Source organism: Pseudomonas sp. GXM4, assembly GCF_008923895.1.
GTDB lineage: Bacteria > Pseudomonadota > Gammaproteobacteria > Pseudomonadales > Pseudomonadaceae > Aquipseudomonas > Aquipseudomonas atacamensis.
Window position 1 is genome coordinate 1 of the sequence record NZ_WBRZ01000064.1, and the last position, 22,318, is coordinate 22,318.

Sequence of the window (22,318 nt, forward strand, 5' to 3'; positions counted from 1 at the left end):
GCGTACAGCGGCCCGGCGATGATTGCGGTCGGAATGCCGATGGCGATCGCGTACAGCAAGGTCTGCCCGACCGAGGCCTGATAGGCCTGCACCGCGAGCATCGCCGCCGGGTGCGGCGGCACCAGCGCATGCACCACCGAGAGGCCGGCCACCATCGGCAGCCCGACCATCAGAATCGACACGCCGACGCGGCGTGCCACGGTGAAAGCGATTGGCACCAGCAAGACGAAACCGACTTCAAAGAACAGCGGCAAGCCGACCAGAAACGCGATGCAGACCATCGCCCAATGCGCGTTCTTCTCGCCGAATCGCTCGATCAGCGTGCGCGCCATCTGCTCGGCGCCGCCGGACTCGGCCATCATCTTGCCGAGCATCGTTCCCAACGCCACCACCAGCGCAATATGCCCCAGCGTCTTGCCGACGCCGGCCTCATACGCACCGACCACCGCCGACGGCGGCATCCCGGCAACCAACGCCAGGCCCAGGGAAATCAGGGTGATGACAATGAACGGATTGAGCCGGTAACGGGCGATCAATACGATCAGCGCAATGATGGCCACGGCGGCGTAGACCAGCAGCCAATAGCCGAGGGAAGGCGTCATGCGGTACTCCTCGAAAGGGTCACGTTCGAATGGGTTGTGAAACTCATAAATCATTTCGAGATCGAGATTTCAAACCACATGAAAGTAATTTTCGTGGAGAGACAAGAGATGTCGCTGGTGGGTATGGGGTGTCGTGTTTAATGAAAATCGGAGGGCGGGATTTTCATGACTTTCTGGCCACCACAAAGTCCCTGTGGGAGCTGGTTTGCCAGCGATGACGGCGCCACGTTCAACATGGGTGGCGACTGATCCACCGCTATCGCTGGCAAGCCAGCTCCCACAGGAATTACATTTTTCCAGGCAGAACGCGGTCACCTGTGGGAGTGAGCCTGCTCGCGAATGGCTTCACTCGGTGCGCGCTGAACTCACACCATTTCGTTACGAATCCATTCCACCACCGAGGTGCGCTTCGGCGTCCAGCCCAGCAGGTCGCGGGCGTGTTTGCCGCGTACGCGGCTGTTGGAACCGAGGCCGTAGTTGGCCATTTCATAGCCCCATTCGGCTTCGGCGTCTTGCAATGGCCAGTCTTGCGGTTCGCCTAGATTGAGGGCTTCGGCCATGGCGGTGGTCATGTCGATGAACGAGGCTTCACCGCTCTCGACGAAGTAGAAAGTGCCGGGCACGTTTTTGGTCAGCGCCAGCTGATACAGGGCGACGACGTCTTCGATGTGCACGTTGGACCAGATGTTCTGCCCTGTTCCAACGTGGCGAACGACGCCGTTTTTGCGCGCCTGTTTCAGCAGTCGCGGCAATTGCACGCTGTCGCGGTTGACGCCCAGGCTGTGGCCGTAGATCAGGGTGTTGCAGATCACCGCCGAGTTCACGCCATCCTTCGACGCAGCGAGCACCAGGTTGTCGATGGATACGCGATCGGCCTTATCGACAGTCGGTTCCGGCAGGTGGTCTTCGTAGTAAATGTCGTCGCTGGATTTGCCGCCGGAGGCATCGCCAACGATGCTCGAACCGCTGGTGTGCAGAAAGACTTTATTCGAGCCACGCAAAGCACCGAGCAACGCTTCCACTGCGCCGCGATGATCGCTGCTGGCAGCGTTGATGACGGCATCGGCAGCACGGGCCTGTTGCGCCAGCAATTGGCTGTCATCGAGGGTGCCGATTACCGCGTTCATGCCCAATGCTTTCAGCTCATCAGCCTGCTCGGCGCTGCGCACCAGACCGGTAACTGTGTGCCCGGCCTGCACCAGACCGGTTGCGATGGACCCACCGATAAATCCGGCCGCGCCGGTAACGAATACGTTCATGGAGTAACTCCCTGCGTGAATAAGTGATGCAGCGAGTATCGGCCGATGAAACCCGGCGAAAAACCCGCCCTCGGCCAATTCACTCTTGCGCAGGGATCACGAATCAGCCTTTGAATTCGGCGCTGGCGTAGGCGGCGAGTTTGCCCTGGATAAAGTCGAGGAAGCACTGGATGCGCAACGCCAGTTGCGAGTTGCGGTAGTACACGGCGTTGATCGGCTGGCGGTAGCCGCTGTTGAATTCGCCGAGCAGGACTTTCAGGCGTCCGGCGCGGATGTCGTCGATGGTCATGAAGTGCGACAGGCAGGCGATGCCCTGCCCCTCCAGCGCCAAATGGCGCACGGTCTCACCACTGGAAGCGCTGATTTCCGGGCTGATCGGCCAGCGGTCGCCATGCACATAGCGCAGCGGCCATTGGTTGAGGCCTTCGTTCTGGGTGAAGCCGAGCAGCGTATGTTCGCTCAAATCCGCGACCTGCCGGGGCGCGCCGTACTTTTTCAAATAGGCGGGGCTGGCAACAATCATCAACGGACTGCAACCGAGCGAACGCGCATGCAGCGTCGAATCGGCGAGGGTGCCGATGCGGATGGCGACGTCGGTGCTTTGTTCCAGCAGGTCAATGATCAAGTCATTGCTGTTGAGTTCGAGCTGAATGTCCGGATACAGCTGCCGGAATTCGTCGATGTAGGGGACGATGGCGTGGAGCATGAACGGCGAGGCGGCGTTGATGCGCAGGCGTCCGGACGGGGTTTGCTGGCGCGAAGACAGACGCTCTTCGAGTTGATCCATCTGATCGAGAATCAGCTTGGCCTGTTCGAAGAAATACTTGCCCTCCTCGGTCAGGTCCATGCGTCGCGTGGTGCGGTTGATCAGCGTGGTGTCGAGCTTGGCTTCGAGCTTCGACAGCGTGCGACTGACGGCCGACGGCGTCTGCCCGACCTGCTCGGCGGCGGCGGAAATCGAACCGCACTCGATCACGCAGACGAAAATCTGCAACTCATCGGATCTGGCTTTCACGGGTGTCCTCTTTGGAATCGCCAAGATCGCAACCAATCGCCATGCCCCCTGCAGGAGCTGCCAAAGGCCGCGATCTTTTGCTGTATCCGGATAGTAGCCCGAAACCCATCAAGCCTTGAGGCCAAACACCTCAGTCAGATGCTGCTCATAGCGCACCACATCATTCTCGATATTCGGACGCTTCATTACGTCGACGCAGAGGAAGGTCGGCAGCGCGGTCATGCCCAGAAACTCGTTGGCCTTGTGGAACGGGAAGTACACGGCGTCCACGCCTTTGGCTTCGAAGAAATCCGTCGGGTCATCGAAGGCTTGCTGCGGCGCGTTCCAGGTCAGCGACAGCATGTATTGCTTGCCCTGAATCAGACCGCCACTGCCGTACTTCTGCGAAGCATCGGAACGTGTGCGACCGTCGCTAGCGTAGAGACTGCCGTGGCCTTCGGTGAAGACTTCGTCGAGGTACTTTTTCACCGTCCACGGCGCGCCCATCCACCAGCCCGGCATCTGATAAATGATCACGTCGGCCCAGAGGAACTTGGCCACTTCTTCGGCAACGTCGTAGCCCTCATCAATGAAGGTGGTCTTGACGTCGACACCGCCGCGATCGAGCACGCTCAGCGCGGTCTCGTGCAAGGTGGCGTTGTAGCGGCCATCGGAATGGGCGAATTTTTTACCGCCATTGAGCAACAGCACTTTCTTCATCGGAAAACCTCGGCGCAGCCTTTGAGGCTGGATTGAATCAAGAATTGGAATGGCCGCAGATTAACCATCGATCTCGCGCGGAAACAGCCACATCGACGCAAAATACATTTGATCAAAACGCACGAATCGATCGCCAATTGTTGCCGTAGCATTCAGCGCTTTCTGCATTCAAGGAAGTTGTGATGAGTGAACGCCAGGGTTTTATCCTGCTCGCCAAGACCCGCCCGGAAAAAGCCGCCGAATTCGAAGCGCTGTTCCGTGCTTACGTGGAGCCAAGCCGCGCCGAACCGGGCTGCATCGAGTACCACATGCTGCGCGACCAGCAGGATCCGACGCTGTTTATCTTCTACGAGATCTGGGCCAGCCAGGCGCATCTGGATGAGCACTCGGCATTGCCGCACATGAAAGCGTTTTTCGCCAGGCGCATGGACTATCTGGAGCGCGATTTCGATATCCGCCCGATCGACATGCTCAGCGAATCGTCGGCTAGCCGCTGATAAGCAAATGGGCGCCGAGCGCGCCCAGTCCGATAAAGAACACGCGCTTGAACAGCATCGCACTGATGCGCTGACGCAACCATTGGCCAAGCCACATGCCGAGCATGGCCGGGATCAGCGCCAGCAGCGAGGCGCTCAATTCGCCACCGCCGAGTGCGCCGTGCCAGAGCAGCCCCGCGGCCAGCGCCAGGGTCGAGACGGTGAAGGACAGACCGAGCGCCTGCACCAGCTCATCGCGGCTCAGCCCCAGCGCTTGCAGGTACGGCACCGCCGGAATCACGAAGACGCCGGTGGCAGAGGTGATGACGCCGGTGATCAGACCACACAGCGGGCCGAGCCAGCGCTCATGACGCGGGTTGACGTGCAAAGTCGGCAGAAACAGTCCGCTCAATGCATACAGCAACAGCGCCGCGCCAAGTCCACGCACCACCCAATGGCCGCCGGACAGGCCGATCCAGAGGGTGCCGATGCCGGTGCCAAGGAAGATCATCAGCAGCATGGGCCAGAGACGTTTGATCAAGCTTTTCAGGTGGCCACCGAAGGCCAATTGCCAGAAATTGGTGAGGGTCGCCGGAATGATCAACAGCGCGGCTGCCTGCGCCGGCGCCATAGCCAGACCGAGCAGGCCCATGGCGACGGTGGGCAGGCCGAGGCCAATCACGCCTTTGACCGTGCCGGCGAGCAAGAAGGTGGCGATGACCAGCAGGGACAGGGTCAGGCCGAGGGTTTGGTAGAAGTCGGTTAGTGTGTGCATTGGGGTAATGTGCACTGATCCGGGCTGGGGGAAAATCTGCCATATACTGAGGCAGCCTCTTCCTTTGCAAGAGGCTGACATCGGCGTTGAGGCATCTGGCCTCTTCGCGAGCAGGCTCGCTCCCACACGGGATCTGCGCTGTAAATGAGTCCCTGTGGAAGCGAGCCTGCTCGCGAAAGGGCCAGCCCAGCCACCGCAAAACCACAGGCAAACCCATGCACTTCGACCTCACCGACCTGCGCCTCTACCTGCACATTCTCGACACCGGCAACATCACCGCCGGCGCCGCCCGCAGCCACTTGTCCCTCGCCGCCGCCAGTGCCCGAATCCGCGCAATGGAAGCCTCGCTGGGCGCTGAATTCCTCGAACGTGGCCGGCGTGGCGTCACCCCGACGCCTGCCGGCAAAGCCCTCGCCCGCCATGCGCGCATCCTTTTGCAACAGGCCGAACGCATGCAGCAGGACCTTGCCGATTATGCGCAAGGCGTCAAAGGCCAGGTGCGGCTGTTGTGCAACACCACGGCGATCACCGAGTACCTGCCGGAAGTGCTCGCGGATTTCCTGCGCAGCCATCCCAACCTCGATATCGATCTACAGGAGCTACCCAGCGCGCGGATCATCCATACCTTGCGCGAAGGCGCAGCGGACTTGGGCATCGTCTCCGACGCGGTTGACACCAACGGCTTACAGACTCAAGCGTTTCGCGACGATCCACTGGTGCTGATTCTGCCGCTCGATCACCCGTTGTCCGACGCCGCCGAGGTCAGTTTCAGCGACGCGTTGCAGCACGACTTTGTCGGACTCAGCGCCGACAGCGCACTAGCGATCTATCTGGAAGAACAGGCGCTGCACAGCGGCGCACGAATGCAGGTGCGCATTCGCGCCGATGGCTTTGATGGCGCAATGCGCATGGTCGCCCATGGCGCCGGCCTGGCCATCGTGCCGTTGGCCGCTGTCCAACGCGCGATGCTCGAGCAGTTCAAGTGCGTGACTCTGAATGAGCCATGGGCGCGCCGCACGTTGATGCTCTGCGCGAGAGACTTCGCCGCGCTGCCGGGTTATGCCAACGCATTGTTACAAGCGCTCAGCACTGCGCGCGTTTCTGAGCACTCCGATGTCGACCCCAGACAACTGAGCGAAAACCGGGCGCTATAGGGTGCGACTTCAATTCTCAAGTCCACTTGCCCGGAGTCCCCATGACCGCGACCGCCCCTATCACCGTTCTGCGCGACACTCACCCGCTGCCGGTACTCGACGCCTGCAAGTGGGAAAAACTCGAAGGCGACCCGCACACCGTCAACCTCAACGCCTACACCAGCGAAGACGGCAGCAAGATCATGGGCACCTGGATCTGCACACCGGGCAAGTGGCGCGTCGATTATGTGAAGTGGGAGTACTGCCATTTCCAGGAAGGCTACTGCGTGATCACCCCGGACGGCATGGCGCCGATCCACCTGCGCGCCGGCGATATCTTCGTCGTTGAGCCGGGCATGAAAGGCACGTGGGAAGTTGTCGAGACCGTGCGCAAATATTTCGTCTTCGCCTGATGCAAAAAAGCCGGGAAATCACCCGACGTGATTTCCCGGCAAATGTCCCGGCGTTGCTAAAACCTGTGGCGAGGGGATTTATCCCCGCTCGACTGCGGACCAGTCGCAAACCCTGAGCACTCGGTTTACCTGACACAATCCAGGGGGCTGCTGCGCAACCCAACGGGGATAAATCCCCTCACCACAAAGGTCTGACCGCGATTACTGCGGCTTGCGATAGCTGTTGATGATCGCCGAGAAATCCTTCCCGCCGTCACCGCGCTGGCTCATCGCCTGATACAACTGCTGCGCCACCGCGCCGAGCACCACCGGTTGATGCGCCTGCCGCGCCGCTTCCGTCGCCAGCCCAAGATCCTTGAGCATCAGCTCCGCGCCGAAACCACCGGTATAACCGCGCGAGGCCGGCGCCGTTTCGACGATGCCCGGCCACGGGTTGTACATCTCCGAACTCCAGCAGCGGCCGGTCGAACTGTTGATGATTCCGGCCAGCACGCCGGTGTCGATCCCCAGCGCATCGCCCAACGCCATCGCTTCACTGACGCCGACCATCGAAATCGCCAGCAGCAGGTTGTTGCAGATCTTGGCGATCTGGCCGGTGCCGACTTCACCGCAATGCACGATGTTGCGGCCCATCTGCGCCAGCACCGGTTGCAGGGTGGCGAACAGTTCCGGGGTAGCGCCGACCATGAAGGTCAGGGTCCCGGCCGTCGCACCGCCAGTGCCGCCGGAGACCGGCGCATCGGCCATGGCCACGCCGTGTTTGGCGGCGGCCGCTGCGACGTCGCGGGCGGTCTGCGGATCGATGGTGCTGCAATCCACCGCCGGCATGCCTTGGCGAATGCCGGCGAGCACGCCCTCCTCACCCAGCCAGACGCTGCGCACGTGCACAGCCGCCGGGAGCATGGTGATCACCAGTTCGGCATCTTCCGCCGCCTCGCGGGCTGAAGCGCGGATGGTGCCACCCAGTTGCTCGAGTTCCGCCAGCACGGTTTTGTTCAGGTCGACCAGATTCAGCGAGTGGCCGGCCTTGATCAGGTTGCGCGCCATCGGCGCGCCCATGTTGCCCAGCCCGATAAATGCGATTTTCATGATCGAATCCTCAGCGCAGGTTGATGGTGGTGTTCACGCCGTCGTTGACGCTGTCGTCGTCGAACCAGCGCGCCGTGACCGTTTTGGTCTGCGTGTAGAACTGCACCACTTGCTTGCCGTACGGGCCGAGGTCGCCGAGTTTCGAACCGCGCGAACCGGTGAAGCTGAAGAACGGTACCGGTACCGGAATCGGGATGTTGATGCCGACCTGACCGACGTCGATTTCAGTCTGGAACTTGCGCGCCGCCGCACCGCTCTGGGTGAACAGCCCTGTGCCGTTACCGAACGGGTTGGCGTTGACCAGCGCGATCGCCTGATCGAGGGTGTCGACTTCCAGCACCACCAGCACCGGGCCGAAGATTTCCTGGGTGTAGATCTGCATGTCGGTGGTCACCCCGGAGAACAGGGTCGGGCCGACAAAATTGCCTTGTTCATAACCCGGCACGCTGATGTCGCGACCATCGAGCTCAAGCTTGGCGCCTTCTTTGATGCCGCTTTCGATCAGTTCAAGGATCCGCGCCTTGGCCTTTTTCGAAATCACCGGGCCGACATCGGTGCCCGGCTCGCTGCCGGCGTTGACCTTGAGTTTCTGCGCCAGCGCTTTCAGGTCTGGCAGCCACTGTTTTGCGGCACCGACCAGCACCACCACCGACGTCGCCATGCAACGTTGCCCGGCGGCACCGAAACCGGCGCCGACCAAGGCATTCAGCGCTTGCTCGCGATTGGCATCCGGCAGCACCACAGCGTGGTTTTTTGCGCCCATCATCGACTGCACGCGTTTGCCGTGTTTGCCGGCCAGGTCATACACGTGGGTGCCGACAGCGGTCGAACCGACGAACGACACGGCTTTGATGTCCTTGTGCGTGCACAGGCCATCGACCACATCCTTGCCGCCGTGAACCACGTTGAGCACGCCCGCCGGGACGCCAGCCTCAATGGCCAGTTCCACCAGCAGCATGGTCGACAGCGGATCCTGTTCCGACGGCTTGAGCACGAAGGTGTTGCCGCAGGCGATCGCCATCGGGAACATCCACAGCGGAATCATCGCCGGGAAGTTGAACGGCGTGATGCCGGCGCAGACGCCGATCGGCTGGCGCAGGGTGTAAGTGTCGACGCCGCCAGCGACGTTCTCGGCGAATTCACCCATTTGCAGGGTGCCGATCGAGCACGCGTGCTCGACCACTTCCAGGCCACGGAAAATATCGCCTTCGGCATCAGCAATGGTCTTGCCCTGCTCGGCGCTGAGGACCACGGCGATGCGCTTGGAGTGCTCGCGGATCAGCGCTTGCAGCTTGAGCATGATGCGCATCCGCGCGCCGATCGGGGTCAGTTTCCAGGTCTGGAAGGCACGCTGGGCGGCGCTGACAGCGGCATCGACCTCAGCGGCGGTGGCGAACGGAACCTTGGCCAGCACTTGCTGGGTGGCCGGGTTGACGATGTCGTGCCACTCGGTGGTCTGCGACTCGACCCATTCGCCGTCGATCAGCAGTTTGACCTTTTGCAGCGTGGTGTCATTGGGCGTAAGCGATGCGTTCATGCTGGTCTCCAGAACTTGTTTTTATCGTAGGAGCCAAGGCGAAAGGTTCGCCTTGAGATGAGGCGTGTGTCACGAATTGGTTGTCGGACTGTTTTTGGAGTATAGATGTGCAAACTTCTAATAAGAACGCACATATAAGCCCGACCATCATGCAAAAAAACATCACCTCGCTAGGCTCGCTGAACTGGGACGACCTGAAGTTTTTCCTCGAAGTCGCCCGCACCCGCAAGGCCAGCACCGCCGCCAAACGCCTGGCTGTCGACTACACCACGGTGTCGCGACGGATCAGCTCGCTGGAAGCGGCGCTGGGTACATTGCTGTTCGAAAAATCCCGCACCAGCGGCTTCGTCCTGACCACCGAAGGCCAGCGCTTGCTCGGTTATGCCGAGTCGATCGAAAGCACGTTGCACATGGCCTGCGAGCAGGTTTCCGGCTCGGGCGTGGCCCTGTCCGGCCATGTGCGCATGGGCTGCACCGAAGGCTTCGGCAGTTTTTTCATCACCCCGCAACTGAGCCATTTCGTCGACGCCTACTCGGCGATCTCGGTGGACATCCTGCCGCTGCCGCACTTCATCAGCCTGTCCAAGCGCGAGGCCGACATCGTCATTGCCCTCGAGCGGCCGGAGCACGGGCCGTACGTCTGCTGCAAACTTTGCGACTACCGCTTGCAGCTGTACGCAACCCAGGACTATCTGGACAAACACCCTCCCATCCGCCACCCGGCCGACTTGAGCAAGCATCAATTCATCAGTTATGTGGATGACCTGGCGTTCAGCTCAGAGCTGCTCTACCTGGCCAACGTGCTACCCGGCGCCAGCGCAAACCTGCGCAGCACCAGCGTGATCGCGCAATACGTCGCCGCACAGCAGGGGCGCTCGCTGGCGATCCTGCCGTGCTTCCTCGCCGCGCAGGATCCACGATTGCTGCCGGTGTTGCCGGAAGAAATCGACATCACCCGGCAGTTCTGGATGTACTGCCGGGAGGATCTGCGCAAGTTGAAGCGGATTACCTTGTTGTGGGATTACATTCGTGAGGTGACTGAGCGCAATCAGGCGTTGTTGATGGGTGAAACGCGGGAGATGCGCTTTGCCGATTAATCGGCGCTGACCACAATCGACACCCGGCGATTTTCCGTGCGCCCCGCTGCGGTGTCGTTGGAAGCCACCGGTTCGCTGCTGCCCAGGCCTTGCAGCTGGATGTTTTCCGGCTTCATACCGACCGTGCCGAGGACGTTGGCAACGCTCCTGGCCCGGCGCAGCGACAGTTGCTGATTGTAGGTTTCCTTGCCGGACGCATCGGTGTGGCCATCGACGCGCACCCGCTCGATTCCCACGCCGAGCAACGCCTTGCCGATGCGTTCGACGATTTCCGTGCTGGCTGCGTTCAGGCTTTCGACATCGCTGCCAAAAAGCACTTTGCCCGACAGGCCGAACTCCCAGCCGTCATCGGTCAACTCGAAACCCTGCTGTTTGAGCACGGCGACCTGCGCCGGTGTCAGGCCTTTCTGCGGGGCGGTCTGGCAACCGCTCAGGGTCAGCGCGGTGATCAGCAGCAATGCGGAAAACAGTCGAAAGGGAAGTGTGAACACGGGCATCAGCTCCTGGTGTGAACGGAATCGACCGGGCGCTCCGACCCGGCGGTGAATTGCGCGCCACGCGACAGGCGCTTGGCCTGATACATCGCCGCGTCGGCTGCGTTGAGCAAGGCGCCAGGCGTGGCGCCATGATCGGGATAGACGGCGATACCGATACTGAGCGAGGTCACTACACTGCTGTCGCCGGGCAGGGTGATCGGCATGTCCATGCTGGCGAGAATCTTGTCAGCGATGTGCTCAGCGTCTTCGACCGTGTGCAGCGGCGCGAGCAGCACGGCGAACTCGTCGCCGCCCAGCCGAGCGACCAGATCATCCTCGCGCAATTGCGCTCGCACGCGATTGGCGATCGCCACCAGCACGGCGTCGCCCGAGGCGTGGCCGAAGTTATCGTTGATGCCTTTGAAGCGGTCGCTGTCGAGAAACAGCACGGCGACCCGCTCATCGTGTTTTTTGCCGTTGCGCAAGGCGCGGATCAAGCGGCCTTCGAAAAACGCACGGTTGGGCAAACCGGTGAGGCTGTCGTGGGTCGCTTGATGGGCGAGGGTTTCGTTTTCGTTTTGCAGATGGGTTTGCCACGACTCGAGTTCGCCGAGCAAGGCATTGAAGTCGTTGCCCAGATTATCCAGCTCAGCGATCTGCGCCGGCGGTACGCGCCGGTCCAGCGCCCGCTCGCTACGGGCGGCGTGGGCGACGGCGGCGAGGCTGTGCAATGGGCCAATGATTGCGCGCAGCTGCCGCCGCGCCAGATAGAGCGCGACCCAGGCGCTGATCGCGGTGCACAGCACAATCCCGGCCAGGCCGCTGAGCAGGAAGCGCATCAGGCTGCCGCCGTGACCGATGAGCAGGACGCGACCGATTTCGCGGTCCTGATGCTCAATCGGCAGGCTGACCGGTTTTTCCAGAATGGCGCGGGTGATCTGCATTTCCAGCTCGGAGAACAAGCCGGTTTCAGCGCGCTGCCATTGCGCGATCAATTGGCCTTGCGCGTCGAGCACTCGGGCATCTGCCACTTCCTCGGTGGAAGCGATGATCGCCAGCGCTTCGGTTGCCGCCGCTTTGTCATTGAACACGACGGCCGCTTCGACGGTGTAGCTGATCGACCGGGCGATCAAGTGCAGGTTGTGGTCGGCATACACCCGCAGCGCCAGCACGCCCAGCAAGGTCAGCGAAACACTGGCCATCGCCACCGCCACCAGCGCGACGATCAAATGCCCACGGCCGATGACCGAGCCCAGCGTGGGACGAGCCTTCCAACTGAACAGCTTCATGGCGCCGCCGCTTTGCGACGGGACAACTGCAACACGCTGGGGTGTATGCGCACACCACTGCGAGCCACGGAGTCGAGATTGACCTCGAACGACACTTGTTCATCGCCAACGCGCAGGCAGAACAGACTGCCGACGGTGCATTGATCGTCCGCTTCGCTGATGCTCAGCACCGGATGCCCGATCAACGATGCAAACAGGCGACTGCGTTCATCGGCGGTGAGCTTGCCGATGTACACCGCATCGCATTCGCTGACGATGCCCGGGTTGTCCGCCAGCAGACGCCGCACAGCCACCGGCCGGCCCGTGGCTTGGGTGGTGCCTTTGACCAGGTCATCGGTGTATTCGGTGGGGCCGACGATGCACAGGCGCAATTGCGCCGGTTCCACCGGCCAGCGTGCATAGCTGAGGATGCCAAGCACCACTTGCGTGACCGCTTTGGCCCGTTGCTCGGCCGGCCCGGTTTGCGCTTGGGCGATGGCGCTGCCCGTGAACAACCAGAGCAAAACGATCAGCAATGCGTGCTGGCAGGCCACCACACGCTGTGTCGCCCAGACGGCCACCTTCATGGAGGGATTCTCTTGGAGCGTAACGAAATGATGCCGCAACGATAGCACAGCGCCAGAACACCAGCGAGGCGCCTGCCTCTGACCGGTTGGTCAGTATTCGTTGTCGGTCATTCAGCACTTCATCCCTGAGACTCGGTGCCCTCCTCCAGTTCCAGCATCAGCCCGCTCAGGCGCTTGACCTTGCGCTGCACCGCTTCCTCAAACACGCCGGCACGTGGCTCGATCAAGGTGAACCAGTGCCGGGCGCGAGTAATTCCGGTGTAGATCAGTTCTTTGGTCAGCACGGGGTTCAACGCATCCGGCAGGATCAGCGCCGTATGGGCGAACTCCGAGCCCTGGGACTTGTGCACCGTCATGGCGTACACGGTTTCAACATCATTGAGCCGACTCGGCAACACGAAGCGCACGCCGCCCTGACCATCGTTACGCGGGAAGGCCACGCGCAGAACGGTTTTGCCGATCTCTGCGCCTTCACGCTCGGGCAGTTTCAGGGCGATGCCGATGTCGCCGTTCATCAGGCCCAGACCATAGTCGTTGCGTGTCATCAGCACCGGCCGACCTTCATACCACTGCTGATCGCTCTCGATCAGACGCGCCTTGAGCAATGCAGCGGTGATGCGCTGGTTCAGACCTTCAACGCCCCATGGCCCTTTGCGCACGGCGCACAGCAACTGGAATGTGTCGAACGCCTGCAAGACTTCGCGCGCCCAATCTATCCAGTCCGCATGCTCAAGTGGCCGCGTTGACGGTGGACGCTGATCGCGCAGTACGCTTAGGTAATGGCGATAACCTTGCGGGCCGTTGCCGTGACCTTCGAGCAAGAGGCGTTCGAGCTTGTGATCGTGCTCGCCTTTGAGCGGCAGCGAATACACGTCGTCGTAGCCGCCAGCGGCGAGCAACTGTCGTGCCTCATCGGCCAATTGCTGATTGACCCGGCGCGCGAGCTGACCGATGCCACTGCCCTCGCCGAAACGGCGCGAGTGCCGCAGCATCACCACTTGCTGCGCCAGCGGGTGGGTGCCGTCGCGGTCCTCATGCAAACCGCTGCCCTGCAACGACTCGCCACTGACCGACTCCAGCCATTGCCGCGTCTGCGGGCTGTACCAACCGCCCTCGGCGTCACGGCACAGATCGCCCAGCACCGCACCGGCCTCGACCGAGGCCAGTTGATCCTTGTCGCCCAGCAATACCAACCGCGCATGGGCCGGCATGGCGTCGAGCAAGTTGGCCATCATTTCCAAGTCGATCATCGAAGCTTCGTCGACCACCAGCACATCCAGCGGCAGGCGGTTGCCGGCATGGTGACGGAAATGCCGGGTGCCCGGTCGACTGCCGAGCAGACGGTGCACGGTTGTCACATCGCTGGGGATCGCCGCGCGCACCGCTTCGGCGACTTGCAGTGATTGCACTTGCTGACTGATCGACTCGGTCAAACGTGCAGCGGCCTTGCCGGTCGGGGCGGCCAGACGAATGCGCAGCGGATGGCCAGCCTCGACGGCCGGTGCCTGCAACAATGCGAGCAAGCGCACCACCGTAGTGGTTTTCCCGGTGCCCGGGCCGCCAGTGATGATGCTGAAGGCGCTGCGCGTAGCAATGGCGCAGGCGAGTTTTTGCCAATCGATGACAGCTGCGGATTCCGCGCCGCCGAACAATTCGTTCAGACGCTGCGGCAGATCATCCGGCGTCGGCTCCTGTTGCATCAAGCGTTGGCGCAACGCTGCATCGATGCGGCGTTCGTAGGTCCAGTAACGGCGCAAGTACAGGCGTTTCGAGGACAGCACCAACGGGCGTGTCTGCGCTGTGTCACTGGCATCAGCGGCCAGCGCGACCAGCGAGCTGCTTGCCAGCACTTTGCACCAATGGGCTCCATCGAGCGTTTCGAGCAATTGCGAAGGCAGCAACAACACGCCGCCCTGCACATCGCCTTCGGGCGGCAATGACAGGGCAAAATCCGGCGCCTTGAGGGTTTCGAACAAATCCAGGCACACATGACCATGGCCGAGCTGGTGACTGGTCAACGCCGCTGCCAGCAGCACCAACGGGTCGGTCTCGGGCTCGAGTTCATGCAGGAAAGCGACAAAGGCGCGGTCCAGCGCGCGCAGCCAACCGCGCTCGACCCAACGGCTCAGCAACAACAGCAAATCATCGGCGCGGGTCAGCGGCGAGAGTTTCGACAGGCTGTCCGCTTCCAGCGGTGTCGGCAGCAGATCGGCGAATGTGCGGCTCATAGCAGGACTCCCTGTTCCCAGGCGGGCTCGGACTTGGGTTCGGGTTTGCCCTGGAACATACGGTCGAGGCGTTCGATCAATTCCCGTGGCGGACGCACGAAGTACACGCCACGACTTTCGGCACGCGTACCGCGCAGAAACAGATACAGCGCCCCGCCGATGTGACGGTCGTAATCGTAATCCGCCAGCCGTGCCTTCAACTGGCGATGCAATGCCAGCAGATACAGCACGTATTGCAGGTCATAACGGTTGTCGAGGATCGACTGCTCCATTGCCTGCACCGTGTATGCCTGATCATCCACGCCGAGCCAGTTGGATTTGTAATCGGCAACGTAATAGCGGCCAGCGTGCTCGAAGGTCAGGTCGATAAAGCCCTTGAACATGCCGTTGAGTTGCACCGGTTCTGCCGCAACACGAGCGACGCCATTGTGGGTGTGCTGGCGCACCTGTTCGTCGAGCTTGAGCACGTCGACTTTGTGGCTGGCGAACCAGAACTCCATCTCGACGCGGTATTGCTTCAACTGCTCAAGAACCACCGGCGGTTGCCCGCCAGCGATCGGCAACGGCGACTTGAGCAAGTGTTGCAGCCAGTCAGTCAGCGTGGTAATCCAGCCTTGCCAGCCGCGCAAGTTGCAGCGCCGGGCAATCGCATCTTCCAGCGCTTCGCGGGTAACCGAAAAACCTTCAGCGCCCGCCCATTCGAGCAAGCCATGCAGAAAGGTGCCGGGATTGGGGCCACGGGGAAAACGGTGGATATCGGCGCCACCGCTGATGATTTCGCGGGATGCGTCGGGATCGAGGCGCTCGTCGTCGAAGAGCTTTTGCGCCTGCGGACTGTCCGGTGCTTCATCGCTGCCGATGCTCATTATGTCGCTGATGCGCAAAGCGCTATAGGAAGCGATCCACCAGTTTTCACTGGCTTTGCGCTTGGGCCGTAGCGTCGCTCGCAGCACTGCTTCATTGCGCGGCGGCTGGTAATGCTCATCAGTGGGCTGAGGCATTTCGCCGATGCCAATCGCCGCGCAGTCCTGCTGCAGATCCCGCAGCCAGCGATTCAATTCGCTGGACTCGCCCAAAGCGGCACCGCCCCCCAGCAAATAACCCAGCGCCGACAGGTGCAACACCGAGCTGTTGTTATTGCCGCGCTTGAGATCGGTGACGCCCAGCCAGCAGGCATGCTGCGCGCGCGTTAATGCGACATACAGAAGACGCAGATCTTCGGCCAGACGCTCATCGTCAGCCAGAGCGATCAACTCGGGAGTCGGCTTGAGGCTGATCTGCGCTTTGCCCGCAGCGTCGTGGTAATGCAGCGGCAAGCGGCTGCCATCCACCGGTTTCGCCGAGCAAATGAATGGCAGGAATACCAGCGGATATTCCAGACCCTTGGATTTGTGGATGGTCACCACTTTAACCAGTTGCTCGTCGCTTTCCAGACGCAAAATCTGCTCTTCACCAGCCTGACCGGACAGTGCCAGCAGCTCGGCCAGATGGCGGATCAGCGCTTGCTCGCCGTCCAGTTCAGCAGCGGCTTGCTGCATCAGTTCCGAGAGATGCAAGAGGTTGGTCAGTACGCGCTCGCCGTCACTGCGCTGCATCAGGGTTTGCGGCAGGTGGAAGTCGTGAAGCAGGCGCCGCAACATCGGCAACACACCCTGCTTGCGCCAGAGCTCTCGATAGCCGCGGAACTGCATGACCCGGGCTTCCCAGACCATTTCATCCTGGTTCAGGCGCTCCAGCTCGATCAGCGGCAGGTTCAGGGTGGTGCAGGCCAGCGCAGCCTTGAGCGAGCGCTCGACATCGGGTTCGGCGCAGGCCTTCAGCCACGCCAGCAGGTCGTGCGCCTCTTGCGCGGCGAATACGGAATCCTTGTCCGAGAGATAAACGCTGCGCACCCCTCTGGCGGCGAGTTCGGCGCGTACGGCCTGGGCTTCTTTACCGTCGCGGACGAGGATCGCGATGTCCGAAGGACGCAGACCTATGAAGCCATCTGCCTGAACAAAACCAGCGCTACCGTTTTGCCCGCCATTGAGCAGTGCGGTGATTTCACTGGCGCAGGCGGCGGCCATTTGCTGGCGATAGACCGCGCCGGACAGCGGCTGATCGCCAGACAATAGCCAGACATTCAGTGCCGCGACGTCTTGCCCGGCAATCCGCAGCGTTTCCTTGCGTCCCTGAGACTCGACCGGGAGGAACGGTACCGGGTTCTCGCCATTTCTTTCGCGAAACAAAAACGCGCCGCGTCCCTGCTCTCGGGACTCGGCGCGTTCGAATACGTGATTGACCGCTGTCACCATGCCGTGGCTGGAGCGGAAGTTGGTGCCTAGTGTATGCAAACGGCCGGTAGTGGCCTGACGTGCGCGAAGATAGGTGTAGATGTCGGCACCACGGAAGGCATAGATCGCCTGCTTGGGGTCGCCGATCAGGAACAGGCCGGTGTCAGGGTGATTGTCCTCGATACGGTAAATGCTCTCGAAGATGCGGTACTGAACCGGATCGGTGTCCTGGAATTCGTCGATCAGTGCGACCGGGAACTGCTCGCGGATCAGCGTTGCCAGACGCTCGCCGCCCTCCGATTGCAGCGCGGCATCCAGACGCAACAGCATGTCCTCGAATCCCATTTCTGCGCGGCGACGCTTCTCTTCTTCGAAGCGTGCACCGACCCACTTGGCAGCGTGTTGCAGAACAGCGGCATCGGGCGTCGGCAATGCGTCGAGGCTCGATTTGAGTGCGGACATGGCGTCCAGCCCCGGATGACTCGGGGCCTGGCCTTTCCAGGCCTCGGCCATGCCTACGGGTGTCAGACGGGTGAAGCCGGTGCCAATGTCCAGTTGCTCAAGCGACTCGTCTTCGGCCCAGGTCTTGAGTTTCTCGAACCAGGGCTCGAAATAACGCGCCTGCATTTTGCGGCCATCGACGGTTTTGCTGGCGACGCCTTCATGGCAGAGCGCGAGCAGCTCGTCTGCCCAGTCACGCCAAGGCATTTTCAATTCGACCAACGCCGCTCGCCGCTCCAGCAAACATTCGGCGATCAGCTCCGCAGGCACCTTGCCTTCATCGGTGTCACGCTCGCTGGCGAACAAGCCACGTACGCGAGGCAACAACGCTGCGGGGCCACCCCAATTGCTGCGCACCCAGTTCAGCGCATCGCCCTGCATCGGGTAGCAGAAGAGCCGCCAGTAATCGCGCAGCACCTCACCGAGCAAATCGCTGTGATCGGTTTCCAGCGACTGCGTGAACAGGCTGCCACTGTCGAACGCATGCTCGCGCAGCATGCGCTGACACCAGCTGTGAATGGTCGAGACGGCGGCTTCGTCCATCCACTGCGCGGCGATATCGAGGCGGTTGGCACAGCCTGGCCATTGTTGCGGATCGAACTGATCGCGCAGCTCGGCAATCAGTCCGTCCGGGGCAACAATTTCGTCGCGGAAGAACCGCGCGGCCTCAGCCAAGCGTGTCCGAATGCGTTCACGCAGCTCTTTGGTGGCAGCGTCGGTAAACGTCACTACGAGGATCTGCGGCGGCAGCAGTTCGCGTGCGAAACCGCTTGTCTCCCCGCCATGACCGAGAATCAGCCGCAGATAAAGTGCCGAGATCGTAAAGGTTTTGCCGGTGCCGGCGCTTGCCTCGATCAACTGACTGCCGCGCAACGGGAAGGCCAGAGCCAACGGTGTTTTCGTACTCATGTGCGCGCACCTTCGCTGGACAAGGAACGCCACGGCGCTTCGAATAATGGGCGGTACAACGCGTCGCACCAGCCGGTGAAGGTTTCGTCTGCCAACAATGCATCGAAGTCGGGATATTGCCGGAGCAGTGCCGGGCTTTCACGCCGCTCGCCGTTGCTGGTCTGGCCGTCACCGTCATAGGCTTTTCGCGCAGCTGCTTCGGCTTTGACCGGGTCAGTTTGAGACAACCAGGCGAACGCGGTTTTTATCGCAATCGGCAAGGGTTGGCGCATGCCGGATTGCCACGCAAGAAGCAGGTCACCGAGCAAACGCAGCGCTCGGTCTCGCTCCATTGGCTCCAGCAACAATGTGTCATCACTGGCGACCAATGCCGTGGTCAACGCGTGCTCGCTGGCGCAGGCGACCAGATGGGTAACCCACGATTTGGTCAGCCGATGCCACTTGCGCGTTTTGATCGAGCCGATGCTGTTGGGAATGGTCGTGACCGACAGCAGACCGCCATCGGCGCGTTGATGCAGGTTTGCGAGCCAGCCCTCCAGCCGCAAACCTTGCAGGTGGAGACTGACCGGGATCGCACTGGTCAACGGCGTCGGCCATAACGTCAGCAATTGTTGATAACGCTGCAGAAGATCCGGAAGCGGTTCGATCAACTCTCGCTGCAGACACTCACCAAAACCCGCCATCGGCAACAAACCACTGTTTTGCAGGCGCAGCGCCCGGGCGTGCAGTGCCTGATCGACATCGTCCGGCTGACTGAGTGCGGCTTCCAGCAAACTGTCGCTCAGCGTGTAGCGCTGTAGCGCGTCCAGCACGAAAGGTTCTTCATCGGCCAACGGCGCTTGTGCTGCCTCGAAATACACCTTGAGACGCTGGGTGAAAAAATGCCGAACCGGATTACGCAGAAAATCCTGCAGCAATGCCAGCGTCAACGGTTCCTCTTGAACATATGGCGCGAGTAACGGTGCTTCACTTTGCTGCGTTTTCTCTTGATGCAAGACCTGCCACTCGCTGGCGTAGCTGAACAGTTGCTCGCCTTCGTGGAAATAGCGGGCACTGAAAGGTTGCAGGGGATGTTCTTCGGTCAGCGCTTCCAATAGATCCTGGGTAGGGTCGATTGAACGCCAGCCGCTGGCGAGGTGATCGCGCAACTGGCCGATGAGCACCGAGGCAGGTCGTTCGCTGTTGTCACGGATGCTGCGACCGACCCAACTGATATAGAGCTGAGAGCGTGCGGACAACAGCGCTTCGAGTAACAGGTAGCGATCGTCTTCACGTCGTGAGCGATCCCCAGGTCGGTAATCGCTGCCCATCAGATCGAAGTCCAGCGGCGGCTGCGCGCGCGGATAATCGCCGTCGTTCATGCCCAGCAGACATACCAGCTTGAAAGGAATGGCACGCATCGGCATCAAGGTGCAGAAATTCACCGCACCGGCGAGGAATCGTTGCGACAAACGGCCCTGATCCAGCCCGGCGAGCCAGGCTTCGCGCACGACAGTCAGCGGCAGTTCGTCAGTCAGCCCGACCGCCTCGCAGGTTTCCAGCCAGGTCTCGCGAAGCTCTTCCAGTTGGGTCAGCAGGTAGTCGTCGTGCTCGTTGCTCGCCTGAAAGAACACCTGCATCAGCGCTTGCAAACGCAGCCCCCACTCTTTCGGTTGAGCCGGTTGCGTGAGTTGCTGATGAGCGATTTCCAGGGCATCCAGCAGCGCAACCAATGGCCCGATCAGGGCAGCATCCAGCCCACCAATTTCGTCGTAAGGCTCGATACCTGCACATGCGTCGGCACTGCCGACGGCGTAGCCCAGCAGCATTCGGCGCAGGCCGAAATGCCAGCTGTTCTGCTCCAGTTCCTCAGGCAATCCGAGACCGGCCCGTTGTTCGGCACTCATGCCCCAACGCACGCCGGCGCCCTCGATCCAGCGGTGCAGAGTTGGCAGGTCACGTTCCTCTACGCCAAAGCGAGTACGCAGAGCTGGAACATCGAGCAGGTCGAGGATCTCGCTGACCGGGAAACGGCTGTCCGGCAGCTTGAGCAGGTGCTCGACGGCGATCAGTAATGGATCACGTCCTCGCTGGCCCTGGTCCGCCAAAGTGAACGGAATGAAGCGCGGGTCAAATCGATCGAGCTGACCGAAAACCGCGCGGATATGCGGGGCGTAGCTGTCGATATCCGGGACCATCACGATCACTTCCCGTGGGCGTAGAGCCGGGTCAGCGCTGAAACGCGCCAGGAGTTGATCGTGCAGGATTTCGACTTCGCGCTGGGCACTGTGGGCGATGTGAAAACGTATTGAATGGTCTTGGGTTGCATCGACCGCTGGCCAGAGTTCGCGTGTCTCGTTGAGGGGGCGTAACTCCAGAATGTCATCCTGCAGCTGGTTAAGCATGTTGCGGGGCTGGGCTTCGCTGAACAGGTCGATGCGGCCGTCACGAAAGGCTGCGCGGTAGCTGTTGGGATCGTCGTAGCTGTCGAGCAGGTTGATATAGTCGCGACCTTGCTTGCCCCAAGCGGCCAGCAACGGATGTGCGTGCTGATGCAGGGTCTCGGCATCAAGTACAACTGGCATCCCGCTTTTGCGTTGTTGGCGCTTGTATTGATGTCGCAGCAGATCCTTGTCGGCAACGATATCGGCCCAGTGATGGCGACAGGGGTTGTGTACGCAAAGCAGAACCTGACTGAAGCGCGCCAGACCGGCGAGCGCTTCAAGTACCTGCGCGGGTAGCGAAGAAATACCAAAAACGATCACACGCGGTGGCAGTGAAGCCGGTGCCTCATCAAGAGTGTTGATGCGCTCCATGAAACGTTGATGGACGCCGGCACGACTCTGCGCCATGCCTTGTTCGCCGACGTCATCCAGCAGCGCTCGCCACAACTCGGCCTGCCAGCAACTGGTCGGTGGCAGAGGTTTGATTTCACCTCGCACATTGCGCAGTTGGTGGCGGCCTTCCGCCCAATCTTCCAGCCAGTCGGCCCGATAAACTTGATATTGGTCGAACAGGTCCGCGAGGCGCTCTGACAATTGGTAGCGCTTACGCAGATCGCTGTCGTGGGTGAGGAAGCGTTGCAGCGGCTCGAAATGGGGGCGATCGATTACCTGTGGCAAGAGGCGCATCAGGCGCCAGGTCAGCGGGGCTTTGTCGAGCAGGGATTTAGCCGGAATTTCTTCTCGTCCCAATACCATGCGATAGAGCTGCCACATGAAACTGCCGGGTAGCTGAACGTCAATCGCCGCAGCGATTCCGCAACCGCCAAGGTCGTCGTCTTCGGGATCCTCGGCCAATGCCAGTTTGAGCCATTGGGCGATGCCGTTGCTTTGTACCAAAGCGATTTCGTTCTCCAAGGGTGCGAGTGGATAGCGCCGCATGATGCTGACCACAAGGCTGCGCAGCTCATCGAGACTGTTACTCTGAACCACCATGAATGCAGCGTTGAGGGACTGGGCGTCCGACATATGGATTCCTTGGAAAATCGCTAAAGCCGAGGCAGAACCTTAGCATTGTCGGCCGGCTGTGACAGCCGGACGAGGTCTGCGAAGGCTGTAAGAACTTTCTCGCAGGCAAAACAAAACCCCAACTGCTTTCGCAATTGGGGTTTCGGAATTTAATCTTGACGATGACCTACTCTCACATGGGGAAACCCCACACTACCATCGGCGATGCATCGTTTCACTACTGAGTTCGGGATGGGATCAGGTGGTTCCAACGCTCTATGGTCGTCAAGAAATTCGGGTACTGACTCGTGACCAGATGGCCTCGCTTCAGCAAATTGGGTATGTGACAGCTTTCGGTGTTTGTGCGTTTCGAACTTTCGGTTCGTTTCGTCTTCACACACCGCAATCTGGTGCCTTTTCAGGTCAGCAAATTGCTTGGGTGTTATATGGTCAAGCCTCACGGGCAATTAGTATTGGTTAGCTCAACGCCTCACAGCGCTTACACACCCAACCTATCAACGTCGTAGTCTTCGACGGCCCTTCAGGGAACTCA

17 protein-coding genes and 2 rRNA genes are annotated in these 22,318 nt (G+C 61.0%); 4 read left to right on the plus strand and 15 right to left on the minus strand.

The features are described 5' to 3' along the window. The 4 genes from F8N49_RS11025 to F8N49_RS11040 form a co-directional block, all read right to left on the minus strand. Positions 1–602 (minus strand): SLC13 family permease (locus F8N49_RS11025; RefSeq protein ID WP_218574844.1); only part of this gene is annotated, 602 nt, incomplete at its 3' end. A 365-nt stretch (positions 603–967) separates the two neighbouring features. Then, entirely contained in the window at positions 968–1,861 is an 894-nt protein-coding gene (locus tag F8N49_RS11030) for an NAD-dependent epimerase/dehydratase family protein (protein ID WP_151551415.1), read from the minus strand. Positions 1,862–1,964: 103 nt separating this feature from the next. Continuing rightward, positions 1,965–2,876: a LysR family transcriptional regulator gene (locus F8N49_RS11035; RefSeq protein WP_151551417.1), complete on the minus strand. Its 912-nt coding sequence runs from the start codon at positions 2,874–2,876 to the stop codon at positions 1,965–1,967. Positions 2,877–2,984: 108 nt separating this feature from the next. Further along, on the minus strand, positions 2,985–3,575 hold the full coding sequence (locus tag F8N49_RS11040) for an NAD(P)H-dependent oxidoreductase (RefSeq protein WP_073473897.1): 591 nt from the start codon (positions 3,573–3,575) through the stop codon (positions 2,985–2,987). 182 nt (positions 3,576–3,757) lie between these two features. Between F8N49_RS11040 and F8N49_RS11045 the strand changes: the two genes are divergently transcribed. Continuing rightward, positions 3,758–4,072, plus strand: coding sequence for a putative quinol monooxygenase (locus tag F8N49_RS11045; protein WP_151551419.1), 315 nt, complete (start codon positions 3,758–3,760; stop codon positions 4,070–4,072). Here the strand turns inward: F8N49_RS11045 and F8N49_RS11050 are convergent. Continuing rightward, positions 4,062–4,826, minus strand: a complete 765-nt coding sequence (locus F8N49_RS11050) for a sulfite exporter TauE/SafE family protein (protein WP_151551421.1) — start codon at positions 4,824–4,826, stop codon at positions 4,062–4,064. The genes F8N49_RS11045 and F8N49_RS11050 overlap by 11 nt on opposite strands. 215 nt (positions 4,827–5,041) lie before the next feature. On the opposite strand from F8N49_RS11050, the gene F8N49_RS11055 reads away from it, so the two are divergent. Together F8N49_RS11055 and F8N49_RS11060 are read left to right on the plus strand one after the other, a co-directional pair. Next, positions 5,042–5,980 (plus strand): LysR family transcriptional regulator, encoded by a 939-nt coding sequence (locus F8N49_RS11055; RefSeq protein ID WP_151551423.1) that lies wholly within the window; start codon positions 5,042–5,044, stop codon positions 5,978–5,980. A gap of 41 nt (positions 5,981–6,021) precedes the next feature. After that, positions 6,022–6,372, plus strand: a complete 351-nt coding sequence (locus F8N49_RS11060; protein WP_016770579.1) for a cupin domain-containing protein — start codon at positions 6,022–6,024, stop codon at positions 6,370–6,372. 201 nt (positions 6,373–6,573) lie between these two features. Here the strand turns inward: F8N49_RS11060 and mmsB are convergent, their stop codons facing one another. After that, positions 6,574–7,461, minus strand: a complete 888-nt coding sequence (gene mmsB, locus F8N49_RS11065) for a 3-hydroxyisobutyrate dehydrogenase (RefSeq protein WP_071174331.1) — start codon at positions 7,459–7,461, stop codon at positions 6,574–6,576. A gap of 10 nt (positions 7,462–7,471) precedes the next feature. Beyond that, entirely contained in the window at positions 7,472–8,998 is a 1,527-nt protein-coding gene (locus F8N49_RS11070; RefSeq protein ID WP_024011486.1) for a CoA-acylating methylmalonate-semialdehyde dehydrogenase, read from the minus strand. Between the two features lie 149 nt (positions 8,999–9,147). Between F8N49_RS11070 and F8N49_RS11075 the strand changes: the two genes are divergently transcribed. Further along, the gene (locus tag F8N49_RS11075) at positions 9,148–10,095 is read left to right on the plus strand and encodes a LysR family transcriptional regulator (RefSeq protein ID WP_071174329.1); all 948 of its coding nucleotides are present in this window, start codon (positions 9,148–9,150) and stop codon (positions 10,093–10,095) included. Here F8N49_RS11075 and F8N49_RS11080 read toward each other — a convergent pair. The 8 genes from F8N49_RS11080 to F8N49_RS11115 form a co-directional block, all read right to left on the minus strand. Next, positions 10,092–10,592 (minus strand): OmpA family protein, encoded by a 501-nt coding sequence (locus F8N49_RS11080; protein ID WP_177180916.1) that lies wholly within the window; start codon positions 10,590–10,592, stop codon positions 10,092–10,094. The genes F8N49_RS11075 and F8N49_RS11080 overlap by 4 nt on opposite strands. Further along, positions 10,592–11,860: a diguanylate cyclase domain-containing protein gene (locus F8N49_RS11085; RefSeq protein ID WP_122750830.1), complete on the minus strand. Its 1,269-nt coding sequence runs from the start codon at positions 11,858–11,860 to the stop codon at positions 10,592–10,594. Before F8N49_RS11085 ends, F8N49_RS11080 begins: the two co-directional genes overlap by 1 nt. Then, positions 11,857–12,426, minus strand: coding sequence for a YfiR family protein (locus tag F8N49_RS11090; protein WP_024011482.1), 570 nt, complete (start codon positions 12,424–12,426; stop codon positions 11,857–11,859). The genes F8N49_RS11085 and F8N49_RS11090 overlap by 4 nt, the downstream gene beginning before the upstream one ends. A 119-nt stretch (positions 12,427–12,545) precedes the next feature. After that, the gene (gene recD / locus F8N49_RS11095; protein ID WP_151551425.1) at positions 12,546–14,654 is read right to left on the minus strand and encodes an exodeoxyribonuclease V subunit alpha; all 2,109 of its coding nucleotides are present in this window, start codon (positions 14,652–14,654) and stop codon (positions 12,546–12,548) included. Beyond that, positions 14,651–18,337, minus strand: coding sequence for an exodeoxyribonuclease V subunit beta (gene recB, locus F8N49_RS11100; protein ID WP_151551427.1), 3,687 nt, complete (start codon positions 18,335–18,337; stop codon positions 14,651–14,653). Before recB ends, recD begins: the two co-directional genes overlap by 4 nt. Beyond that, a complete protein-coding gene (gene recC, locus F8N49_RS11105) occupies positions 18,334–21,786 on the minus strand; it encodes an exodeoxyribonuclease V subunit gamma (RefSeq protein WP_151551429.1) in 3,453 nt (1,150 codons plus the stop codon). Before recC ends, recB begins: the two co-directional genes overlap by 4 nt. A gap of 153 nt (positions 21,787–21,939) precedes the next feature. Then, a 5S ribosomal RNA gene (rrf, locus tag F8N49_RS11110) occupies positions 21,940–22,055 on the minus strand. A gap of 156 nt (positions 22,056–22,211) precedes the next feature. Continuing rightward, positions 22,212–22,318: ribosomal RNA gene (locus F8N49_RS11115) — 23S ribosomal RNA — on the minus strand; the annotation flags it as partial.